General features: G+C 61.8%; 18 protein-coding genes. 14 read left to right on the top strand and 4 right to left on the bottom strand.

The genetic code is table 11. From position 1 onward, the window contains the following. Positions 1-10: 10 nt before the first annotated feature. Positions 11-1,462, bottom strand: coding sequence for an Asp-tRNA(Asn)/Glu-tRNA(Gln) amidotransferase subunit GatA (gatA, locus tag ACVWZP_RS15880; RefSeq protein ID WP_017845405.1), 1,452 nt, complete (start codon positions 1,460-1,462; stop codon positions 11-13). A gap of 16 nt (positions 1,463-1,478) precedes the next feature. Further along, the gene (gatC, locus tag ACVWZP_RS15875) at positions 1,479-1,766 is read right to left on the bottom strand and encodes an Asp-tRNA(Asn)/Glu-tRNA(Gln) amidotransferase subunit GatC (RefSeq protein ID WP_017845404.1); all 288 of its coding nucleotides are present in this window, start codon (positions 1,764-1,766) and stop codon (positions 1,479-1,481) included. Positions 1,767-1,976: 210 nt separating this feature from the next. On the opposite strand from gatC, the gene mreB reads away from it, so the two are divergent. The 8 genes from mreB (at position 1,977) to tldD (ending at position 13,163) form a co-directional block, all read left to right on the top strand. Beyond that, positions 1,977-3,014: a rod shape-determining protein MreB gene (gene mreB / locus ACVWZP_RS15870; protein WP_002555108.1), complete on the top strand. Its 1,038-nt coding sequence runs from the start codon at positions 1,977-1,979 to the stop codon at positions 3,012-3,014. A 140-nt stretch (positions 3,015-3,154) separates the two neighbouring features. Next, entirely contained in the window at positions 3,155-4,252 is a 1,098-nt protein-coding gene (gene mreC / locus ACVWZP_RS15865; RefSeq protein WP_079442865.1) for a rod shape-determining protein MreC, read from the top strand. Next, positions 4,252-4,740, top strand: a complete 489-nt coding sequence (gene mreD, locus ACVWZP_RS15860; RefSeq protein ID WP_046384686.1) for a rod shape-determining protein MreD — start codon at positions 4,252-4,254, stop codon at positions 4,738-4,740. Before mreC ends, mreD begins: the two co-directional genes overlap by 1 nt. Positions 4,741-4,791: 51 nt before the next feature. Further along, the gene (locus tag ACVWZP_RS15855) at positions 4,792-5,388 is read left to right on the top strand and encodes a Maf family protein (protein ID WP_288080973.1); all 597 of its coding nucleotides are present in this window, start codon (positions 4,792-4,794) and stop codon (positions 5,386-5,388) included. 70 nt (positions 5,389-5,458) lie between these two features. Next, on the top strand, positions 5,459-6,916 hold the full coding sequence (gene rng, locus ACVWZP_RS15850) for a ribonuclease G (protein ID WP_046384684.1): 1,458 nt from the start codon (positions 5,459-5,461) through the stop codon (positions 6,914-6,916). 75 nt (positions 6,917-6,991) lie between these two features. After that, positions 6,992-10,807 carry a YhdP family protein gene (locus ACVWZP_RS15845; protein WP_457369922.1) on the top strand — a complete coding sequence of 1,272 codons (3,816 nt, stop codon included), beginning with the start codon at positions 6,992-6,994 and terminating at the stop codon, positions 10,805-10,807. Positions 10,808-10,855: 48 nt separating this feature from the next. Further along, entirely contained in the window at positions 10,856-11,704 is an 849-nt protein-coding gene (locus tag ACVWZP_RS15840; RefSeq protein WP_017845994.1) for a carbon-nitrogen hydrolase family protein, read from the top strand. Between the two features lie 16 nt (positions 11,705-11,720). Further along, positions 11,721-13,163: a metalloprotease TldD gene (tldD, locus tag ACVWZP_RS15835; RefSeq protein ID WP_046384681.1), complete on the top strand. Its 1,443-nt coding sequence runs from the start codon at positions 11,721-11,723 to the stop codon at positions 13,161-13,163. 45 nt (positions 13,164-13,208) lie between these two features. Here the strand turns inward: tldD and yjgA are convergent, their stop codons facing one another. Continuing rightward, a complete protein-coding gene (gene yjgA / locus ACVWZP_RS15830; protein WP_010567685.1) occupies positions 13,209-13,730 on the bottom strand; it encodes a ribosome biogenesis factor YjgA in 522 nt (173 codons plus the stop codon). A 108-nt stretch (positions 13,731-13,838) separates the two neighbouring features. Here yjgA and pmbA point away from each other — a divergent pair, with 108 nt between their 5' ends. From pmbA to ACVWZP_RS15800, 6 genes are all read left to right on the top strand, one after another. Next, a complete protein-coding gene (gene pmbA, locus ACVWZP_RS15825) occupies positions 13,839-15,185 on the top strand; it encodes a metalloprotease PmbA (RefSeq protein ID WP_017845992.1) in 1,347 nt (448 codons plus the stop codon). A 148-nt stretch (positions 15,186-15,333) separates the two neighbouring features. Then, positions 15,334-15,729 (top strand): hypothetical protein, encoded by a 396-nt coding sequence (locus ACVWZP_RS15820; RefSeq protein ID WP_057004254.1) that lies wholly within the window; start codon positions 15,334-15,336, stop codon positions 15,727-15,729. Further along, complete coding sequence (locus ACVWZP_RS15815; protein WP_457369921.1) at positions 15,722-17,098, top strand: class II fumarate hydratase; 1,377 nt, start codon at positions 15,722-15,724, stop codon at positions 17,096-17,098. Before ACVWZP_RS15820 ends, ACVWZP_RS15815 begins: the two co-directional genes overlap by 8 nt. A 27-nt stretch (positions 17,099-17,125) precedes the next feature. After that, a complete protein-coding gene (locus ACVWZP_RS15810) occupies positions 17,126-17,554 on the top strand; it encodes a hypothetical protein (protein ID WP_017845989.1) in 429 nt (142 codons plus the stop codon). Between the two features lies 1 nt (position 17,555). After that, positions 17,556-18,167: a superoxide dismutase gene (locus ACVWZP_RS15805; RefSeq protein ID WP_457369920.1), complete on the top strand. Its 612-nt coding sequence runs from the start codon at positions 17,556-17,558 to the stop codon at positions 18,165-18,167. A gap of 33 nt (positions 18,168-18,200) precedes the next feature. Then, on the top strand, positions 18,201-19,094 hold the full coding sequence (locus ACVWZP_RS15800) for a ZIP family metal transporter (protein ID WP_046384678.1): 894 nt from the start codon (positions 18,201-18,203) through the stop codon (positions 19,092-19,094). 38 nt (positions 19,095-19,132) lie between these two features. On the opposite strand, the gene ACVWZP_RS15795 is transcribed toward ACVWZP_RS15800, so the two are convergent. Next, positions 19,133-19,405, bottom strand: coding sequence for an HPr family phosphocarrier protein (locus ACVWZP_RS15795; RefSeq protein ID WP_017845986.1), 273 nt, complete (start codon positions 19,403-19,405; stop codon positions 19,133-19,135). Positions 19,406-19,412: the final 7 nt, after the last annotated feature.

The following is a 19,412-nucleotide window of genomic DNA, read 5'->3' as shown; positions in this document are numbered from 1 at the left end:
AGTGTTCTCCTCAGAAGCCGGTAGGGGTGCGAGTGTGCCAGTCGGTGTTCAACTGGTACTGGTGCGCCACATTGAGCAGGCGGCCTTCCTGGAAATACGGGGCAAGCAATTGCACGCCGACCGGCAGGCCATCGACGAAACCGGCGGGCATGGACAAGCCTGGCAAGCCCGCGAGGTTGGCGGTGATGGTGTACAGGTCTTCCAGGTACTCGGCGATCGGGTCGCCGGTCTTGGCGCCGATCTTCCAGGCCGGGTTCGGCGTGGTTGGGCCGAGGATCACGTCGACTTCTTCGAACGCCGCCATGAAGTCGTTCTTGATCAGGCGACGGATTTTTTGCGCCTTGAGGTAGTACGCGTCGTAGTAACCGGCCGACAGGGCGTAGGCACCGACCATGATCCGGCGCTGCACTTCGGCACCGAAGCCTTCGCCACGGGAACGTTTGTACAGGTCGTTGAGGTCTTTCGGGTTTTCGCAGCGGTAACCGAAACGCACGCCGTCGAACCGCGACAGGTTGGAGGACGCTTCGGCCGGCGCGATCACGTAGTACGCCGGAATCGCGTGCTGGTTGTTCGGCAGGCTGATTGGCTTGATCACGGCGCCGAGCTTTTCCAGCTCCTTGACGCTGTTGTGGACCAGTTCGGCGATACGCGGGTCGAGGCCGGCGCTGAAATATTCGTTCGGTACGCCGATGCGCAGGCCTTTGAGCGAGGTATTGAGGCTGGCGCTGTAGTCCGGCACCGGCTCGTCGACGCTGGTGGAGTCCTGTGCGTCGAAGCCTGCCATACCTTGTAACAATATTGCGCAGTCTTCGGCAGTGCGTGCCAGGGTACCGCCCTGATCAAGGCTGGAGGCGTAGGCGATCATGCCCCAGCGGGACACGCGACCGTAGGTCGGCTTCAGCCCGGTGAGGTTGGTGAACGCGGCGGGCTGGCGGATCGAACCGCCGGTGTCGGTGGCCGTGGCCGCCGGCAGGAAGCGCGCGGCAACCGCCGCCGCCGAACCACCGGACGAGCCGCCTGGCACGCAGTCCAGGTTCCACGGGTTTTTCACCGCGCCGTAGTAGCTCGACTCGTTGGCCGAGCCCATGGCGAATTCGTCCATGTTGGTCTTGCCCAGGGTCACGGCCCCGGCGGCGGCCAGCTTGGACACCACGGTGGCGTCGTAGGGCGCCTTGAAGTTGTCGAGCATCTTCGAGCCGCAGCTGGTGCGAATGCCCTGGGTGCAGAACAAGTCCTTGTGGGCGATCGGTGCGCCCAGCAGCGCGCCGTTCTCACCGTTGGCGCGACGTGCGTCGGCGGCCTTGGCCTGGCTCAAGGCCAGCTCCTCGGTGATGCTGATGAAGCTGTTGACCTTGGGGTCGAGCTCGGCGATACGCGCCAGCAAGGTCTTGGTCAGCTCTTCGGAAGAAAACTTTTTGTCGGCGAGACCGCGGGCGATCTCGGCCAGAGTCATGTGATGCATGAAAGGCTCTTTCCCTTTAGTCGATGACTTTCGGAACCAGATACAGGCCGTTTTCGACCGCTGGCGCGATGGACTGGTAGGCCTCGCGATGATTGACTTCGGTCACGACGTCTGCGCGCAGGCGCTGGGTGGCTTCCAGCGGGTGAGCCAGGGGCTCGATGCCGTCGGTATTCACGGCCTGCATTTGGTCAACCAGCCCGAGAATGCTGTTCAGGGCTGCGGTGGTCTGTGGAAGATCGGCATCATTCAGGCCAAGCGAGGCCAGATGTGCGATTTTTTCCACGTCGGAGCGTTCAAGCGCCATGGGATTCTCCAGTGGAAAACAGAACGGAGGGCGTCCGTGTGTTAGATTGTCGGAACACTACCGCATTTCTACGGTCATATGGCCGCGATTGTGGGGGTTGGTGCGTAGAAAGTCGGCCAATTTAGCACATTGGCGCCTTGCCCAAAATCCCTGTCGTTGTTAGAGTTTGCCGCACTTTTTTACCCACGCGTTGCCTAGGGTCCTTTCCCCATGTTCAAGAAACTGCGTGGCATGTTTTCCAGCGATCTTTCCATTGACCTGGGCACTGCCAACACCCTTATTTACGTGCGCGAGCGCGGTATCGTCCTGAATGAGCCATCGGTTGTGGCTATTCGGACCCATGGTAATCAGAAAAGTGTCGTTGCCGTCGGCACCGAGGCCAAGCGCATGCTCGGCCGAACACCAGGCAATATCGCGGCCATTCGTCCGATGAAAGACGGCGTGATCGCCGACTTCAGTGTCTGCGAGAAGATGCTGCAGTACTTCATCAACAAGGTTCACGAAAACAGTTTTCTGCAGCCCAGCCCTCGTGTGCTGATCTGCGTACCGTGCAAGTCCACCCAGGTGGAGCGTCGTGCCATCCGTGAATCGGCCCTTGGTGCCGGTGCCCGTGAAGTGTTCCTGATCGAAGAGCCGATGGCTGCTGCGATCGGTGCCGGCCTGCCGGTTGAAGAAGCGCGCGGTTCGATGGTGGTGGATATCGGTGGTGGTACCACTGAAATCGCCCTGATTTCCCTGAACGGTGTGGTGTATGCCGAATCCGTCCGTGTGGGCGGTGACCGCTTCGACGAAGCGATCATCACTTATGTGCGTCGCAACTACGGCAGCCTGATCGGCGAATCCACCGCCGAGCGCATCAAGCAGGAAATCGGTACCGCTTATCCGGGCGGCGAAGTGCGCGAAGTTGATGTGCGCGGTCGCAACCTGGCCGAAGGCGTGCCACGTGCCTTCACCCTGAACTCCAATGAAGTGCTCGAGGCTCTGCAAGAGTCCCTGGCCACCATCGTTCAGGCGGTGAAGAGCGCGCTGGAGCAATCGCCGCCGGAGCTGGCTTCCGATATCGCCGAGCGTGGCCTGGTACTGACCGGTGGTGGCGCCTTGCTGCGCGACCTCGATAAGTTGCTGGCCCAGGAAACCGGCCTGCCGGTGATCGTCGCCGAAGACCCGCTGACCTGCGTCGCCCGTGGCGGTGGCCGTGCACTGGAAATGATGGATAAACACACCATGGACCTGCTCTCCAGCGAATAAGTGATTGCTGGTAAGCCCATGTTTCGCCCGCAGGCAGCACTTTGCAGTGCTGCCTGTTGGCGTTTATCTTCTTCAATCTGCATCCAGGCCGGTTAGATGCCGTATGAATAGAGAGAACATTTGCCTGGGAGGAGCGGCCTATTAAACCGCTTTTCGCCAAAGGCCCCTCATTGGGCGTGCGCTTATTGGTGCTGGTCGTGCTTTCGGTCGCGCTGATGGTGGTCGATGCTCGCTTTGCACTGCTCAAGCCCGTGCGTAGCCAGATGTCGCTGGTGTTGATGCAGACTTACTGGATCACCGACCTGCCGCAACGTCTCTACCAGGGCGTGGCCAGCCAATTCGGCAGCCGCACCGAGCTGGTCGCCGAGAACGAAAAACTCAAGACTGAAAACCTGCTGCTGCAGGGGCGCATGCAAAAGCTGGCGGCCCTCACCGAGCAGAACGTTCGGCTGCGCGAGTTGCTCAACTCCTCCGCTCTGGTCAACGAGAAGGTCGAAGTCGCCGAGTTGATCGGCATGGACCCCAACCCCTTTACCCATCGCATCATCATCAACAAGGGTGAGCGCGACGGTGTGGTTCTTGGTCAGCCGGTACTCGATGCCCGTGGCCTGATGGGGCAGGTGGTCGAGTTGATGCCCTACACATCGCGGGTATTGCTGCTGACGGACACTACCCACAGCATTCCGGTGCAGGTCAACCGCAACGGCCTGCGCGCGATTGCCAGCGGTACGGGTAACCCGGAGCGGCTGGAACTGCGTCATGTGGCCGACACCGCCGATATCAAGGAAGGCGACCTGCTGGTCAGTTCCGGCCTGGGTCAGCGCTTCCCGGCGGGTTATCCGGTGGCGACGGTCAAGGAAGTGATCCACGACTCCGGCCAGCCTTTCGCGATTGTCCGCGCCGTGCCGACGGCCGCGCTGAACCGCAGCCGCTACCTGTTGCTGGTCTTCAGCGACAACCGCACCCCGGAAGAGCGCGCCAACGACGCCGCTCAGGCCCAGGAAGCGGAAGACAAACGCAACGGCACCGCGCCGATCATCCCGGCGACCGTACCCAAGCCCGCGCCAGCCACACCGCCTGCAACAGCGCCGGCGGTGACTGCGCCCGTGGCCACGCCAGCCAAGCCGGCCGCTCACAGCGCTCGCCCGGTGAAACCGGCGGCGACCAAACCGCCGGCCGCCGCGCCTGCGCCCGCGACGCCCGCCGCCCGGGCAACCACGCGGCAGAGGGAGGAATAATGGCCGGTACTCATTCGCGCAATGGCTGGATCGTCTGGCTGACCTTTGCTCTCGGCTTGCTGCTCAGTGTTTCGCCGCTGCCGCAGTTCATGGAAATCCTGCGTCCGCTCTGGCTGGCCCTGCTGCTGGCATTCTGGTCGCTGAACCTGCCGCATAAAGTGGGCATGGTCACCGCAATGTTTCTGGGCTTGGCGGAAGATGTGCTCTATGGCACCTTGCTGGGGCAGAACGCGTTGATCCTGACCTTGATCACCTTCCTGGTGCTCTCATTGCAGCAGCGCCTGCGCATGTTCCCGATGTGGCAACAGTGCCTGGTGATCCTGGTGATCTTCGGCCTGGCGCAGTTGGTGCAGCTGTGGCTCAGTGCCTTGACCGGCAACCGACAGCCGACCTTGGCACTGGTGTTGCCGGCCCTGGTCAGCGCGTTGCTGTGGCCGTGGGTCAGTTTCGGTCTGCGCGGGTTATGTCGCCGCTATAAAATCAATTGAATGGATTGCGAGGCTCTGCCTGGTTATCGAACCCCACAGGGAGAGTCTGCAATGAATTCGCTTTATCTGGCCTCGGGCTCCCCAAGGCGGCGTGAACTGCTGACCCAGATCGGTGTGCCGTTCACCGTGGTCAGCGCCGCGATTGATGAAACGCCTCTTACCAACGAATCTCCCGTTTCCTACGTCGAGCGTCTGGCGCGCGCCAAGGCCGCGGCGGGTTTCGCTGCCCTCGGGGAAACCTCCGGGGCCTGTGTGCTGGGCGCCGACACGGCGGTGATCGTCGGCGGCCAGATCCTTGGCAAACCGGTGGATCAGGCCGACGGCCTGGCCATGTTGCTGGCGCTGGCAGGGCGTGAACATGAAGTGCTGACGGCCGTTGCTCTCACGGACGGTCAGCGCTGTGACACCCGATGTGTAAGCAGTCGCGTACTTTTTCGTGGGATTTCTGTCGAGGAGGCTACAAGCTACTGGCACAGTGGCGAACCTCAGGACAAGGCCGGGGGTTATGCTATCCAGGGGCTGGGCTCGGTGTTCGTGGCCGGGCTCAATGGCAGTTATTCCGCCGTGGTCGGCTTGCCGGTGTGCGAAACCGCGCAGTTGCTTGGCCAATTCGGCATACCCTGTTGGCAAAACCTTACCGCGCGCTGAACGCCGTACACCAGCGCCCAGCCTTAAGCGATCGGCCACTATTGTGAAAACGCCTGAACGAGACCCAGCCATGAGTGAAGAGATTCTGATCAATATCACGCCGATGGAATCGCGCGTGGCGGTGGTAGAGAACGGTGTTCTGCAGGAAGTTCACGTCGAGCGCACCCAGAAGCGCGGGATCGTCGGCAACATCTATAAAGGCAAGGTCGTGCGCGTATTGCCCGGCATGCAGGCCGCCTTCGTCGATATCGGCCTGGACCGCGCCGCGTTTATCCATGCCTCGGAAATTTCCCTGCGTGAAGGCCCGGCGGTGGAAAGCATCAGCGCCCTGGTGCATGAAGGGCAGAGCCTGGTGGTGCAAGTCACCAAGGACCCCATCGGCTCCAAAGGTGCGCGGCTGACCACGCAACTGTCGATTCCTTCGCGCTACCTGGTGTACATGCCGCGCACCGCCCATGTCGGCATTTCCCTGAAGATTGAAGACGAAGCCGAGCGCGAGCGTCTGAAAAAAGTGGTCAGCGACTGCGTTGCCGCCGAGGGCATCAAGGAAGCGGGTGGGTTTATCCTGCGCACCGCCGCCGAAGGCGCCGGTGCCGATGAAATCCTCATGGATATCCGCTATCTGCGGCGCCTGTGGGACCAGATCGGCACACAGATCAAGACCGTCGGCGCCCCCAGCGTGATCTATGAAGACCTGGGCCTGGCCCTGCGCACCTTGCGTGACCTGGTCAGCCCCAAGATCGAGAAAATTCGCATCGACTCGCGGGAAACTTTCCAGCGCACCACGCAATTTGTTGCCGAACTGATGCCGGAAATTGCTGACCGCCTGGAGCATTACCCTGGCGAGCGGCCGATCTTCGACCTGTATGGCGTCGAAGACGAAATCCAGAAAGCCCTCGAACGCAAAGTGCCGCTCAAGTCCGGTGGCTACCTGGTGGTGGATCCTGCCGAAGCCATGACCACCATCGACGTCAACACCGGTGCGTTCGTGGGGCACCGCAACCTTGAAGAGACCATCTTCAAGACCAACCTCGAAGCGGCCACTGCGATTGCCCGCCAATTGCGCCTGCGCAACCTGGGCGGGATCATCATTATCGACTTCATCGACATGGAAGATGAAGAACACCAGCGTCAGGTGCTGCGCACCCTCGAGAAGCAGCTGGAACGTGATCACGCCAAGACCAACATCATCGGCATCACCGAGCTGGGCCTGGTGCAGATGACCCGCAAGCGCACCCGCGAAAGTCTCGAGCAAGTGCTGTGCGAGCCGTGCAGCAGTTGCCAGGGGCGCGGTAAATTGAAGACCCCTGAAACGGTTTGCTACGAGATTTTCCGGGAAATCCTACGAGAGGCACGAGCCTACCAGGCTGAAGGTTATAGAGTGCTTGCCAACCAGAAAGTGGTCGACCGCTTGCTGGATGAAGAGTCCGGTAACGTAGCTGAACTGGAAGGGTTTATCGGGCGCACCATTCGTTTTCAGGTCGAAACCATGTACTCCCAGGAACAATACGACGTGGTGCTGCTCTGATTTTCATTCATTGGCTTTCCCTGAACCCGACAGACCTGGATCTGCGGTCCGACTACTGCCTGAGGGTCGCTTGACATGGAGCGTCTGACACGCTTTTTTGCCGCTTTGACCCGCTGGGGCCTGGGCCTGTGCGCCCTGCTGCTGGTATTGGCGGCGGTGTACGTGAGCCTGGGGCGTGAATTGACCCCGCTGGTCGCCGAATACCGTGCAGAAATCGAAGCCAAGGCCCAGGCCGCGGTGGATATGCCGCTGCAGATCGGTCGCCTTGAAGGCCGCTGGAGCGGTTTCGCCCCTGTGTTGCTGGCCCATGACGTGATGGTGGGCGAGGGCAGCAATGCCTTGCGCCTGGACCAGGTGCAGGTGGTGCCGGACATCTGGGCCAGCCTGATGGCGCGCGACGTGCGTATTGCCCACCTGGAAGTCAGCGGCCTGCAACTGAGCGCCAGGGAAGACAAGGATGGCCACTGGGCGCTGCAAGGCCTGCCGGTGCAGGACGACCAGCCGCTGGACCCGGAACAGTTGCTCAAGCGCATGCAGAGTGTCCAGCGCGTGTCGTTGCTGGATAGCCAGGTCACGTTGCAGCCGTTCGACCAGGCGCCGCTGACCTTCACGTATGTGGGCCTGAGCTTGCAAACGGGCGCGACCCGCCAACGCCTGGACGCCCGCCTGACCCTGCCGGATGGCCAACCCCTGGCCCTGAGCCTGCGCACGCAGATCCGCGCCAGTGCCTGGAAAGACGCTGAGGTCCAGGCCTACCTGAGCCTGCCCCAGAGCGATTGGGCCAAATGGGTTCCGGCCAGGTTGACCCAGCAGTGGAAACTCACGCAGTTCAAGGCTGGCGGTGAATTCTGGCTGACCTGGGCCAAAGGCACCGTGCAAAGCGCGGTGGTGCGCCTCAACTCGCCGCAAGTGAAGGGCAGCTATGCTGACCGCAAGCCGGTCCACATTGAAAACCTCGCCCTGACCGCCTACCTGCAACGCAGTGAGAGCGGCCTCAAGGTGCTGTTCGATTCGTTGGCGATGAACATCGGCGATAGCCGTTGGGAATCGCGTCTGCAATTGCAGCAACGCCTGGCCACCGACAAGGCGCAGGAAGTCTGGAACCTGCAGGCCGACCGCCTCGACCTGACCCCGATCACCCCGTTGCTCAATGCCTTGGCGCCGTTGCCGGAAGGCTTCGCCAAGACGATCGAACACCTCAAGGCCACCGGCCTGCTGCGCAATGTGCTGGTGGATTTTCGTCCGCAGGACACGACCGATCAGAAAGTCAGCTTTGCCGCCAACCTCGAGCGGGTGGGCTTCGACGCCTACTTCGGCGCTCCTGCCGCACGTAACGTTTCCGGCAGCATCAGCGGCGACCTGGGGCAGGGCGAGCTGCGCATGGACAGCAAGGACTTTTCCCTGCACCTCGACCCGATCTTCGCCAAGCCCTGGCAGTACATCCAGGCCAATGCGCGCCTGACCTGGAAGCTCGATCAGCAAGGTTTCACCCTGATCGCGCCGTATATCAAGGTGCTGGGCGAGGAAGGCAAGGTCGCCGCCGACTTCCTGATTCGCCTGCATTTCGACAATAGCCAGGAAGACTACATGGACCTGCGGGTCGGCATGGTCGATGGCGATGGACGTTTCACGCCTAAATACCTGCCGGCGGTGCTGAGCCCGGCGCTGGATGAATGGCTGCGTACCGCGATTCTCAAAGGCGCGGTCGATGAAGGCTTCTTCCAGTACCAAGGCTCGCTGAATCACGGTGCGTTGCCGGCTTCGCGCAATATCAGCCTGTTTTTCAAGGTGCATGACGCTGAGTTGGCGTTCCAGCCGGGCTGGCCCCATGTGAGCAAGGTCAACGGCGAAGTGTTTGTCGAGGAGAGCGGTGTCCGCATCCTGGCCAGCAAGGGCCAACTGCTCGATACCGGCGTCAAGGACATCTACGTCAATATCCCCCACGCGCCCGCGGGCAAGGACAGCCACTTACTGCTCACCGGTGAGTTTGCCGGCGGCCTGGGTGATGGCGTGAAAATCCTCCAGGAAGCGCCGATAGGCACCGCTTCGACCTTTGCCGGTTGGAAAGGCGAGGGCGATCTACAGGGCAAGCTGGACCTGGATATCCCGCTGGCCAAGGGCACCGAACCGAAGATCGTGGTGGATTTCCAGACCGACAAGGCGCGCCTGCAATTGGCTGAGCCGCCACTGGACCTGAGCCAGCTCAAGGGGGATTTCCGCTTCGACAGCGCCAAGGGCCTGAGTGGGCAGAACATCACGGCGCAAGCCTTCGATCGGCCGATCACCGCGCAGATCTTCGCGGATGGCAAGCCGGGCAGTATCAGCACCCGCGTTACCGCCAAAGGCCAGGTCACGGTCAAGCGCCTGACGGACTGGTTGAAAATCAGCCAGCCGCTGCCGGTGTCCGGTGATATTCCGTACCAGTTGCAGCTCAATCTGGACGGTGCCGACAGCCAGTTGAGGGTCAGCTCCAACCTCAAAGGCGTGGCCGTGGACCTGCCGGCACCGTTCGGCATGGCGGCCAGTCAGGGCCGTGACAGCGTGTTCCGCATGACCTTGCAGGGCGCCGAACGCCGCTACTGGTTCGATTACGGCGACCTGGCGAACTTCACCTTTGCTGCGCCGCCGGATAAATTCAGCGACGGCCGCGGCGAGTTGTTTCTCGGCGATGGCGATGCGCTGCTGCCCGGTGGCAAGGGCCTGCGCATTCGCGGTGTGCTGTCGGAACTGGACATCGATCCGTGGAAGAAACTCATTGATCGCTACGCGGGCAACGACCCGGGAGGCAGCGCGAAACAGCTGTTGAGCGGCGCCGACTTCAAGGTGGGCAAGTTGACTGGCTTTGGGCAGCAGTTCGACCAGGTCAGCCTCCAGCTTGACCGCAAGCCCTCGGCTTGGGGCCTGCAGTTCGACAGCCAGCAGGCCAAGGGCACGGTCAACCTGTCGGATGCCAAGGGCGCCCCCATCGCGGTCAACCTGCAGTACGTGAAGCTGCCGGCGGTGGACCCGACGGTACAGGCGGATGAAAATGCGCCGGACCCATTGGCCGACATCGATCCCAAGGATATTCCAGCGCTGGACATCAGCATTGATCAGCTGTTCCAGGGGCCGGACCTGATCGGCGCGTGGTCGCTGAAGATCCGACCGACCGCCAAGGGCCTGGCCTTCAACAACCTGGACCTGGGCCTCAAGGGCATGCTGCTCAAGGGCGCTGGTGGTTGGGAAGGCGCGCCGGGCGACAGCAGCAGTTGGTACAAAGGGCGCCTGGATGGCAAGAACATCGCCGATGTCCTCAAGGGCTGGGGCTTTGCGCCTACCGTGACCAGTGAAGATTTCCACCTGGACGTGGACGGTCGTTGGCCGGGCTCCCCCGCCTGGGTCGGGCCCAAGCGTTTTTCCGGCAGCCTGGATGCAACATTCCGCAAAGGCCAGTTCGTTGAAGTGGAAGGTGGCGCCCAGGCGCTGCGGGTGTTCGGCCTGCTTAACTTCAACTCCATCGGCCGTCGGTTGCGCCTGGACTTCTCCGACCTGCTCGGCAAAGGCTTGAGTTATGACCGGGTCAAAGGCTTGCTCGCGGCCAGCAACGGGGTGTTTGTGACCCGCGAGCCGATCACCCTGACGGGGCCGTCGAGCAACCTGGAGCTTAATGGCACCATGGACCTGGTGGCTGATCGCGTGGATGCCAAGTTGCTGGTGACATTGCCGGTGACCAACAACCTGCCGATCGCTGCGCTGATTGTCGGCGCGCCGGCCATTGGCGGCGCGCTGTTCCTGATCGACAAGCTGATCGGCGACCGGGTTTCGCGGTTTGCCAGCGTGCAGTACAAAGTCGAAGGGCCATGGAAAGACCCGAAAATCAGCTTCGATAAGCCATTTGAAAAACCAAACTGAGAGCCTGTGGAGTAGCATGGCTGCATGCCATTTATGGAGTGTCGGCCCATGTCCTTTGCGGTAATTCAAATGGTCAGCCAGAGCGATGTGCTGGCCAACCTGGCCCAGGCCCGGCGCCTGCTGGAGCAAGCGGCGGCAAAGGGGGCGCGGCTGGCGGTGCTGCCGGAAAACTTCGCCGCCATGGGCCGCCGCGATGTGGCTGACATCGGCCGCGCCGAGGCGTTGGGTGAAGGACCGATCCTGCCATGGTTGAAACAGACCGCCCGCGACCTCACCTTATGGATAGTGGCTGGCACTTTGCCGCTGCCGCCCAAGGATCAACCGAACGCCAAGGCTAACGCCTGCTCGTTGCTGATCGATGAGCATGGCGAGATCGTCGCCCGCTACGACAAGCTGCATTTGTTCGATGTCGACGTGGCGGACGCGCGCGGTCGCTATCGTGAATCCGATGACTATGCTTTCGGGAGCAACGTTGTGGTGGCGGATACGCCGGTCGGCCGCTTGGGCCTGACGGTGTGTTACGACCTGCGCTTCCCGGAGTTGTACAGCGAGTTGCGCGCGGCGGGGGCGGAACTGATTACCGCGCCCTCGGCCTTCACCGCGGTCACCGGCGCCGCCCATTGGGATGTGTTGATTCGCGCGCGGGCCATCGAGACCCAGTGTTATCTGCTGGCGGCCGCCCAGGGCGGGGTGCATCCGGGGCCACGGGAGACTTATGGCCACGCGGCGATTGTCGACCCCTGGGGGCGCGTACTGACGCAACAGGATCAAGGCGAAGCGGTGTTGCTGGCCGAACGCGACAGCAGTGAACAGGCGTCGATACGGGCGCGCATGCCGGTGGTCAACCACCGGCGCTTTTTCTCGCAGGGCGCGCAGCGGCCTGCTTCAGAACGATGAATTTAAGGCCAAACCTATGAGCGAGTTGTTGTCCTCAGTCAGCGAACATCTCCTGGCACCCGGTGGCGTGACCATCGAAAGCCTGCAAACCGTGCTGGGCGATCTGGCCGGGCCGGGCATCGACGCGGCCGACCTGTATTTCCAGGGGCAGATTTCCGAGTCGTGGGCTTTGGAAGACGGGATCGTCAAGGAAGGCAGTTTCAACCTCGACCAGGGTGTCGGCGTGCGCGCGCAATCCGGTGAGAAAACCGGTTTCGCCTACAGCAACGCGATCACCCTGGAAGCCTTGGGCCTGGCCGCCCGGGCTGCCCGTTCGATTTCCCGCGCCGGCCAGAACGGTACGGTGCAGGCATTCAGCACCCAGGACGTGGCCCAGTTGTACGCGCCGGATAACCCCCTGGAAGTGATCAGCCGCGCAGAAAAAGTCGATCTGCTCAAGCGTATCGATGCCGCGACCCGCGCCCTCGACCCGCGTATCCAGCAAGTCACGGTGAGCATGGCCGGGGTGTGGGAACGCATCCTGGTGGCGTCCACCGACGGCGGCCTGGCGGCGGATGTGCGGCCGCTGGTGCGTTTCAACGTCAGCGTGATCGTCGAACAGAACGGCCGCCGCGAGCGCGGTGGGCACGGCGGCGGCGGGCGTACCGACTACCGTTATTTCCTCGCCGAGGACCGCGCCATGGGTTATGCCCGTGAAGCGCTGCGCCAGGCGCTGGTCAACCTGGAAGCCATCCCCGCACCGGCTGGCACCTTGCCGGTGGTGTTGGGCTCGGGCTGGTCTGGCGTACTGCTCCACGAAGCCGTGGGCCATGGCCTGGAAGGCGACTTCAACCGCAAGGGCAGTTCGGCCTACAGCGGGCGCATGGGCGAGATGGTCGCCTCCAAGCTGTGCACCATTGTCGATGACGGCACCCTGGCCGGTCGCCGTGGCTCGTTGAACATCGATGACGAAGGCACGCCGACCGAATGCACCACGCTGATCGAAAACGGCGTGCTCAAGGGTTACATGCAAGACAAGCTCAACGCCCGCCTGATGGGCGTGGCGCGTACCGGTAACGGCCGTCGCGAATCCTACGCGCACCTGCCGATGCCGCGCATGACCAACACTTACATGCTCGCTGGCGAAAGTGACCCGGCGGAAATCATCGCCTCGGTCAAACGCGGGATCTACTGCGCCAACCTCGGCGGCGGCCAGGTGGACATCACCAGCGGCAAGTTCGTGTTCTCCACCAGCGAGGCGTACCTGATCGAAGACGGCAAGATTACCGTGCCGGTCAAAGGCGCGACGTTGATTGGTAACGGGCCGGAAGCGATGAGCAAGGTGTCGATGGTCGGTAACGACCTGGCACTGGACAGCGGCGTGGGTACGTGCGGCAAGGATGGGCAGTCGGTGCCGGTGGGCGTGGGTCAGCCAACCTTGAAAATTGATGCGATCACCGTGGGTGGCACGGGGTCGTAAGAGCGGGAGCTTCGGGTGGCGAAGACCGCCACCCGGGGAAGAGGATCAACGCAGGCCGCGTTGAGTCTCGTCCAGCTCACGGATGTACTTGAAGATTTTACGGCTGGTGGCCGGCGCCTTGTTTTGCGCCAGTTCGTGCTGGGCCTGACGGATCAGGGAGCGCAGTTGCTGGCGGTCCGCGTCCGGGTAGTCCAGTACGAATTTCTCCAGCACCGCGTCATCGCCCGAGATCAGGCGGTCACGCCAACGTTCCAGGTTGTGGAAGCGTTCGTTGTACTGGCGAGTGGAGGCATCGAGTTGATCGAGCAGGGTCAGAATCGCGTCAGTGTCCTGATCGCGCATCAGCTTGCCGATGAACATGATGTGCCGTTTACGCGCGATATTCGCGGTGTGCTTGGGTGCATCCGCCAGAGCCCGGCGCATTTCGTCGGTCAGAGGCAGTTTTGCAATCAAGTCCGGCTTGAGCGTTGTAAGGCGCTCGCCGAGGTCAACCAGAGCATGCAGCTCGCGTTTGACCTGGGTTTTGCTTTTCTCCCCATCGAGGGAGTCGTCGTAAGAATCAACCATGGTGGCAGTCCGCAAAGAAACGCCGCCATGATAACCAGTCGGGGGCCGCTTGTCCGGCCCGGTCGCTCGATGGCCTTAACCGAAAGCAGAATTTGAGTGGAGAAAACCATGAGTGCAGCCCAAAGCGTCGGTCCGCAAGCGTTACCGGCACTGCAGGAACAAGTCGAGCAGATCCTTGCCGAGGCCAAGCGCCAGGGGGCCAGTGCCTGCGAGGTGGCTGTGTCCCTGGAGCAGGGGCTGTCGACGTCGGTACGTCAGCGGGAAGTCGAAACCGTCGAATTCAACCGCGACCAGGGGTTTGGCATCACCTTGTACGTCGGCCAGCGCAAAGGCTCGGCCAGCACCTCGGCGAGTGGGCCGGAAGCGATTCGCGAGACGGTGGCCGCCGCATTGGCGATTGCCAAGCACACGTCCGAGGATGAAAGCTCGGGCCTGGCCGACAAGGCGTTGATGGCCAAGGATCTGCAGGATTTCGACCTGTTCCATGCCTGGGACATCACCCCGGAACAAGCCATCGAACAAGCGCTGACCTGCGAAGCTGCGGCGTTCGATGCCGACCCGCGGATCAAGAATGCCGACGGCACCACCTTGAGCACCCACCAGGGCTGCCGCGTGTACGGCAACAGCCATGGTTTTATCGGCGGTTATGCGTCGACGCGCCACAGCCTGAGTTGCGTGATGATCGCCGAAGCCAACGGCCAGATGCAGCGCGATTACTGGTACGACGTGAACCGTCAGGGCGAGTTGCTGGCCGACCCGGTCAGCATTGGCCGGCGTGCCGCGCAACGTGCCGCGAGCCGCCTGGGCGCGCGCCCGGTGCCGACCTGTGAAGTGCCGGTGCTGTTTTCGGCGGAGCTGGCCGGCGGTCTGTTCGGCAGTTTCCTGGGGGCGATTTCCGGCGGCAACCTGTACCGCAAATCGTCGTTCCTCGAAGGTGCGATTGGCCAGAAGCTGTTTCCGCAGTGGCTGACCATCGACGAGCGTCCGCACCTGATGCGGGCCATGGGCAGTTCGTCGTTCGACGGCGATGGCCTGGCGACCTATGCCAAGCCGTTCGTCGAAAACGGTGAGTTGGTTTCCTACGTGCTGGGCACGTATGCCGGGCGCAAACTGGGCCTGCCGAGCACCGCGAACGCTGGCGGCGTGCATAACCTGTTCGTGACCCACGGCGAGGAAGACCAGGCGGCGCTGTTGCGACGCATGGGGCGTGGCCTGCTGGTGACTGAATTGATGGGTCAGGGCTTGAACATGGTCACCGGTGATTATTCCCGTGGCGCGGCGGGTTTCTGGGTAGAAAACGGTGAGATTCAGTTTGCTGTCCAGGAAGTGACCATCGCCGGCAATATGCGCGACATGTTCAAGCAGATCGTTGCCGTGGGTAACGACCTGGAACTGCGCAGCAATATCCGCACAGGTTCGGTCCTGATCGAGCGGATGACAGTCGCCGGCAGTTAATCCTTCCGACGCTTCACCAAAAGGCGCGCCATCTGCAGGATGGCGCGCCTTTTTTTGTGGCTGCATTCCCGGTTGATTGGCTTGCCACTCTTGTGTTGATTATCAATATCATTTAATAATAAATATCATTATCGAATGAGTGCGGATCATGAATGCTGTCCTGCATGAGGACCCCTACCTGGAAAGCTGGCGTTGGATGAGTCGTCAGATTCGCTGCTGCCTCGAGCCCAATGAACCGCGCCTGATCGAACATTACCTCAATGAAGGTCGATACCTCGCCTGTTGCACCGCGACTCATCCATGGACGATCGCTGAAACGGCTTTCCGCCTGCTGATCGACACCGCCACGGACATTGCCTTGCCGTGGCATTGGCGGTCCCAGTGCCTGGACCAGGCCTGGCGCCCGCTGCGCGACCTGGAAACACTCTCCCACTGTGCCTGCCGCCTCAAGCGCTGGCAGGCCTTTGCCTGGCAATTGGCGACGTGCGAATTGCTGCCTTCGATTTCCGTTTCTGACTGGGTGCAAGGATCTTCCGATGAGTAATAACCGTATCGAACGCGACAGCATGGGTGAACTGCAAGTCCCCGCCGAGGCCTTGTACGGCGCGCAAACCCAGCGCGCGGTGAACAACTTTCCGATCAGCCACCAGCGCATGTCGGCGCCGTTCATTCGTGCGTTGATCCTGGCCAAAGTGGCAGCGGCCAAGGTCAACGTCGACCTCAAGCAGATCAGCGAAGGGCAGGGCAAGGCCATTGTCGATGCTGCCCTGGGCTTGCTGGACGGTGACTTCATGCCGCACTTTCCGGTGGATATCTTTCAGACCGGTTCCGGCACCAGTTCCAATATGAACGCCAACGAAGTGATCGCGACCCTGGCCAGCCGTTTGCTCGGTGAGGCGGTCAACCCCAACGATCACGTGAACTGTGGCCAAAGCAGCAACGACATCATCCCGACCACCATCCACGTCAGTGCGGCGTTGGTGCTGCATGAGCAAACGCTGCCGGCGTTGCTGCATCTGGTGCAGGTCATCGAACGGAAGGCCGAAGAGGTCCACCCCTTCATCAAGACCGGTCGCACGCACCTGATGGACGCCATGCCCGTGCGTATGAGCCAGGTGCTCAATGGCTGGGCGCAGCAGCTCAAGGCCAATATTGCGCACCTGCAGGACCTGTTGCCCAGCCTGCAAGCCCTGGCCCAGGGCGGCACGGCTGTCGGTACCGGGATCAACGCGCATCCGGAGTTTGCGCTGCGTTTCAGCCAGCAGCTGAGCAGCCTGACCGGTGTGCAATTCACGCCGGGCAAGAACCTCTTCGCGTTGATCGGCTCCCAGGACACCGCCGTCGCCGTCTCCGGCCAGTTGAAAGCGATCGCTGTGTCATTGATGAAAATCGCCAACGACTTGCGCTGGATGAATTCCGGGCCCCTGGCTGGCTTGGGCGAAATCGAACTGGAAGGGTTGCAGCCCGGTTCTTCGATCATGCCGGGCAAGGTCAACCCAGTGATTCCGGAAGCGACGGCCATGGTCGCCGCACAGGTCATCGGCAATGACACGGTGATCACCATTGCCGGGCAATCCGGCAACTTCGAGCTGAACGTGATGCTGCCGATCATCGCCCAGAACCTGCTCGGCAGCCTCGAACTGCTGGCCAATTCCAGCCGCCTGCTGGCGGACAAGGCCATTGCCAGTTTCAAGGTCAACGAGGCCAAGCTCAAGGAAGCGTTGTCGCGCAATCCGATCCTGGTGACCGCACTCAACCCGATCATTGGTTACCAAAAGGCCGCTGAAATCGCCAAGCAAGCCTATCAGCAAGGTCGCCCGGTGATTGATGTCGCCCTCGAGCACACCGACTTGCCGCGTAGCCAACTGGAAGTCCTGCTGGACCCGGAAAAGCTCACGGCCGGCGGCGTGTAATCACCGACCCTGCTTTGGAGGCTGACCATGGAGCATTGGAAACGCACGATCGAACGGGCCAATCGCTGCTTTATGCAGGGCGAGTTGGTCGACGCTCGCGAAGCCTATTTACAAGCCCTGGCTCTGGCTCAAGTGTTGTTCGAGCGCTGGGCGAACGCCGACGAAGCAGTGGCGGCTTGCGTCATTTCCCATCACAACCTGGCGGACCTGCACCTGCGCCTGAACCAGCCGGAAGAAAGCGCGGAATACCTCTGTGCCATCCACCAACGGCTGTTACAGGCGCTGCAGGACCAGCGCCTCAGCCCGCAACTGCGCGACGCGGCGTTGCGCCAGAGCAGCAAGACCTACGTCGAACTGTTGAATTTCATCAGCGATCACGGCGAATACCCCCGTACCCATCGCTTGCTGGGCGGTACTGCGGCGCAACCGACCCCTCCTCAATACGGAGCACACTGATATGTCCTACACCTTGCCTGCCTTGCCTTACGCCTACGATGCCCTGGAACCGCATATCGATGCGCAAACCATGCAAATTCACTACACCAAGCACCACCAGACTTACATCAACAACCTCAATGCCGCCGTGGAGGGCACCGAGTTTGCGGGCTGGCCGGTAGAGAGGCTGGTGTCGAGCGTCCAGCAACTGCCCAAGCAACTGCGCGCCGCGGTGATCAATCAGGGCGGTGGGCATGCCAACCATTCGTTGTTCTGGGCGGTGATGTCACCCAAAGGCGGCGGCAAACCCGATGGCGCGCTGGGCCAGGCGATCGATGAGCAACTGGGCGGTTTCGACAGCTTCAAGGAGGCCTTCACCAAGGCCGCATTGACCCGCTTCGGCAGCGGCTGGGCCTGGTTGAGCGTGACCCCGCAGAAGACCCTGGTGGTGGAGAGCAGCGGCAATCAGGACAGCCCGCTGATGAGCGGCAACACACCGATCCTCGGCCTGGATGTGTGGGAACACGCCTACTACCTGCTGTACCAGAACCGGCGTCCTGAATACATCAATGCCTTCTACAGTGTCATCAACTGGCCGGAAGTCGCCGCCCGCTACCAGGCCGCCCTGGCCTGATATCACGCCATACAACACGAGCTAAGGCCGACCATGGGTACTGAAACACTGGCGATCAGCAGCGTGCGAATGTTTCGTTACGCATTTGGCTCGCTGCTGCTATTGGCAGGTATTGCATTGCTGGTGGCTCAAGGATTCGCCTGGCTGGACCTGGAGCCGCGCATCCTGCGGGCCCTGCAGGGTGGGGCGATCTGTGCGCTCGGCACCGCGTTGGGCGCCGTACCGGTGTTGGTTATCCGGCGCATGCCGGCAGCAGTGAGCGATACCTTGCTGGGCTTTGGTGCCGGCGTGATGCTCGCGGCCACGGCGTTTTCGTTGGTCGTGCCGGGCATTGCCGCCGCTGAAGGCCTGGGGCTCAGCCCTTGGGGCGCGAGTGGCTTGATCAGCATTGGTATCATGCTGGGAGCGTTCGGCTTGTACCTGGTCGATCGCAAGGTCTCCGGGGCCAGCCCGGAAATGCTGGTCGGTACGCCGGAGCATCCGGTGATCCCGCCACGTATCTGGCTGTTCGTGTTTGCCATCATCGCGCACAACATCCCGGAGGGTATGGCGGTTGGCGTGTCGGCGGGCGGCGGCATGCCGGATGCCGACAGCCTGGCCATGGGCATCGCTTTGCAGGATGTGCCCGAAGGCCTGGTGATTGCGTTGGTGCTGGCCGGGGCAGGGATGTCGCGGTTCAAGGCGTTCCTGATCGGTGCGGCTTCGGGCTTGGTCGAGCCGATATTCGCAGTGCTTTGTGCCTGGTTGGTGAGTCTGGCGCAGGTGCTGCTGCCGTTAGGCTTGGCGTTGGCTGCTGGCGCGATGCTGCTGGTGGTCACTCACGAGGTGATCCCCGAATCGCGGCGCAATGGCCATGAAAAGCTCGCCAGCCTGGGACTGTGCATCGGGTTTTGCTTGATGATGGTGATGGATACTGCATTGGGCTGAAGCTGTTGCGGCTTCAGCCTCTGTCTCGTCGGGTGGGTTTATTCACCCTCATCAAAGAAGTTATTGATCAGCTTGGTCAAGGCGTCCATCGCTTCCTGCTCTTGCTCGCCTTCGGTCTTCAAATGAATCTTGGTGCCCTTGCCGGCGGCGAGCATCATCATCGCCATGATGCTCTTGCCGTCGACCATGGTTTCCGGAGTGCGTCCAGCGCGAACCTGGCAGGGGAACTGCCCGGCAATGCCGACGAACTTGGCTGAGGCGCGGGCGTGCAGGCCCAGCTTGTTGATGATTTCAATTTCCAGAACGGGCATCGCGGGG

The sequence above is a fragment of the Pseudomonas sp. TE36184 genome (genome assembly GCF_054060055.1).
Note: the sequence above shows the minus strand (reverse complement) of the source record. Positions and strands in the feature narration are given on the sequence as shown.

Bases quoted from the DNA above. Each gene is read 5' to 3' on its own strand.
- gatA (WP_017845405.1), bottom strand. From the start codon at position 1,462: ATGCATCACATGACTCTGGCCGAGATCGCCCGCGGTCTCGCCGACAAA.
- rng (WP_046384684.1), top strand. From the start codon at position 5,459: ATGAGTGAAGAGATTCTGATCAATATCACGCCGATGGAATCGCGCGTG.
- ACVWZP_RS15795 (WP_017845986.1), bottom strand. From the start codon at position 19,405: ATGCCCGTTCTGGAAATTGAAATCATCAACAAGCTGGGCCTGCACGCC.
- gatC (WP_017845404.1), bottom strand. From the start codon at position 1,766: ATGGCGCTTGAACGCTCCGACGTGGAAAAAATCGCACATCTGGCCTCG.
- ACVWZP_RS15800 (WP_046384678.1), top strand. From the start codon at position 18,201: ATGGGTACTGAAACACTGGCGATCAGCAGCGTGCGAATGTTTCGTTAC.
- ACVWZP_RS15820 (WP_057004254.1), top strand. From the start codon at position 15,334: ATGAATGCTGTCCTGCATGAGGACCCCTACCTGGAAAGCTGGCGTTGG.
- ACVWZP_RS15840 (WP_017845994.1), top strand. From the start codon at position 10,856: ATGTCCTTTGCGGTAATTCAAATGGTCAGCCAGAGCGATGTGCTGGCC.
- ACVWZP_RS15805 (WP_457369920.1), top strand. From the start codon at position 17,556: ATGTCCTACACCTTGCCTGCCTTGCCTTACGCCTACGATGCCCTGGAA.
- yjgA (WP_010567685.1), bottom strand. From the start codon at position 13,730: ATGGTTGATTCTTACGACGACTCCCTCGATGGGGAGAAAAGCAAAACC.
- mreB (WP_002555108.1), top strand. From the start codon at position 1,977: ATGTTCAAGAAACTGCGTGGCATGTTTTCCAGCGATCTTTCCATTGAC.
- ACVWZP_RS15855 (WP_288080973.1), top strand. From the start codon at position 4,792: ATGAATTCGCTTTATCTGGCCTCGGGCTCCCCAAGGCGGCGTGAACTG.
- tldD (WP_046384681.1), top strand. From the start codon at position 11,721: ATGAGCGAGTTGTTGTCCTCAGTCAGCGAACATCTCCTGGCACCCGGT.
- ACVWZP_RS15845 (WP_457369922.1), top strand. From the start codon at position 6,992: ATGGAGCGTCTGACACGCTTTTTTGCCGCTTTGACCCGCTGGGGCCTG.
- mreD (WP_046384686.1), top strand. From the start codon at position 4,252: ATGGCCGGTACTCATTCGCGCAATGGCTGGATCGTCTGGCTGACCTTT.
- ACVWZP_RS15810 (WP_017845989.1), top strand. From the start codon at position 17,126: ATGGAGCATTGGAAACGCACGATCGAACGGGCCAATCGCTGCTTTATG.
- pmbA (WP_017845992.1), top strand. From the start codon at position 13,839: ATGAGTGCAGCCCAAAGCGTCGGTCCGCAAGCGTTACCGGCACTGCAG.
- ACVWZP_RS15815 (WP_457369921.1), top strand. From the start codon at position 15,722: ATGAGTAATAACCGTATCGAACGCGACAGCATGGGTGAACTGCAAGTC.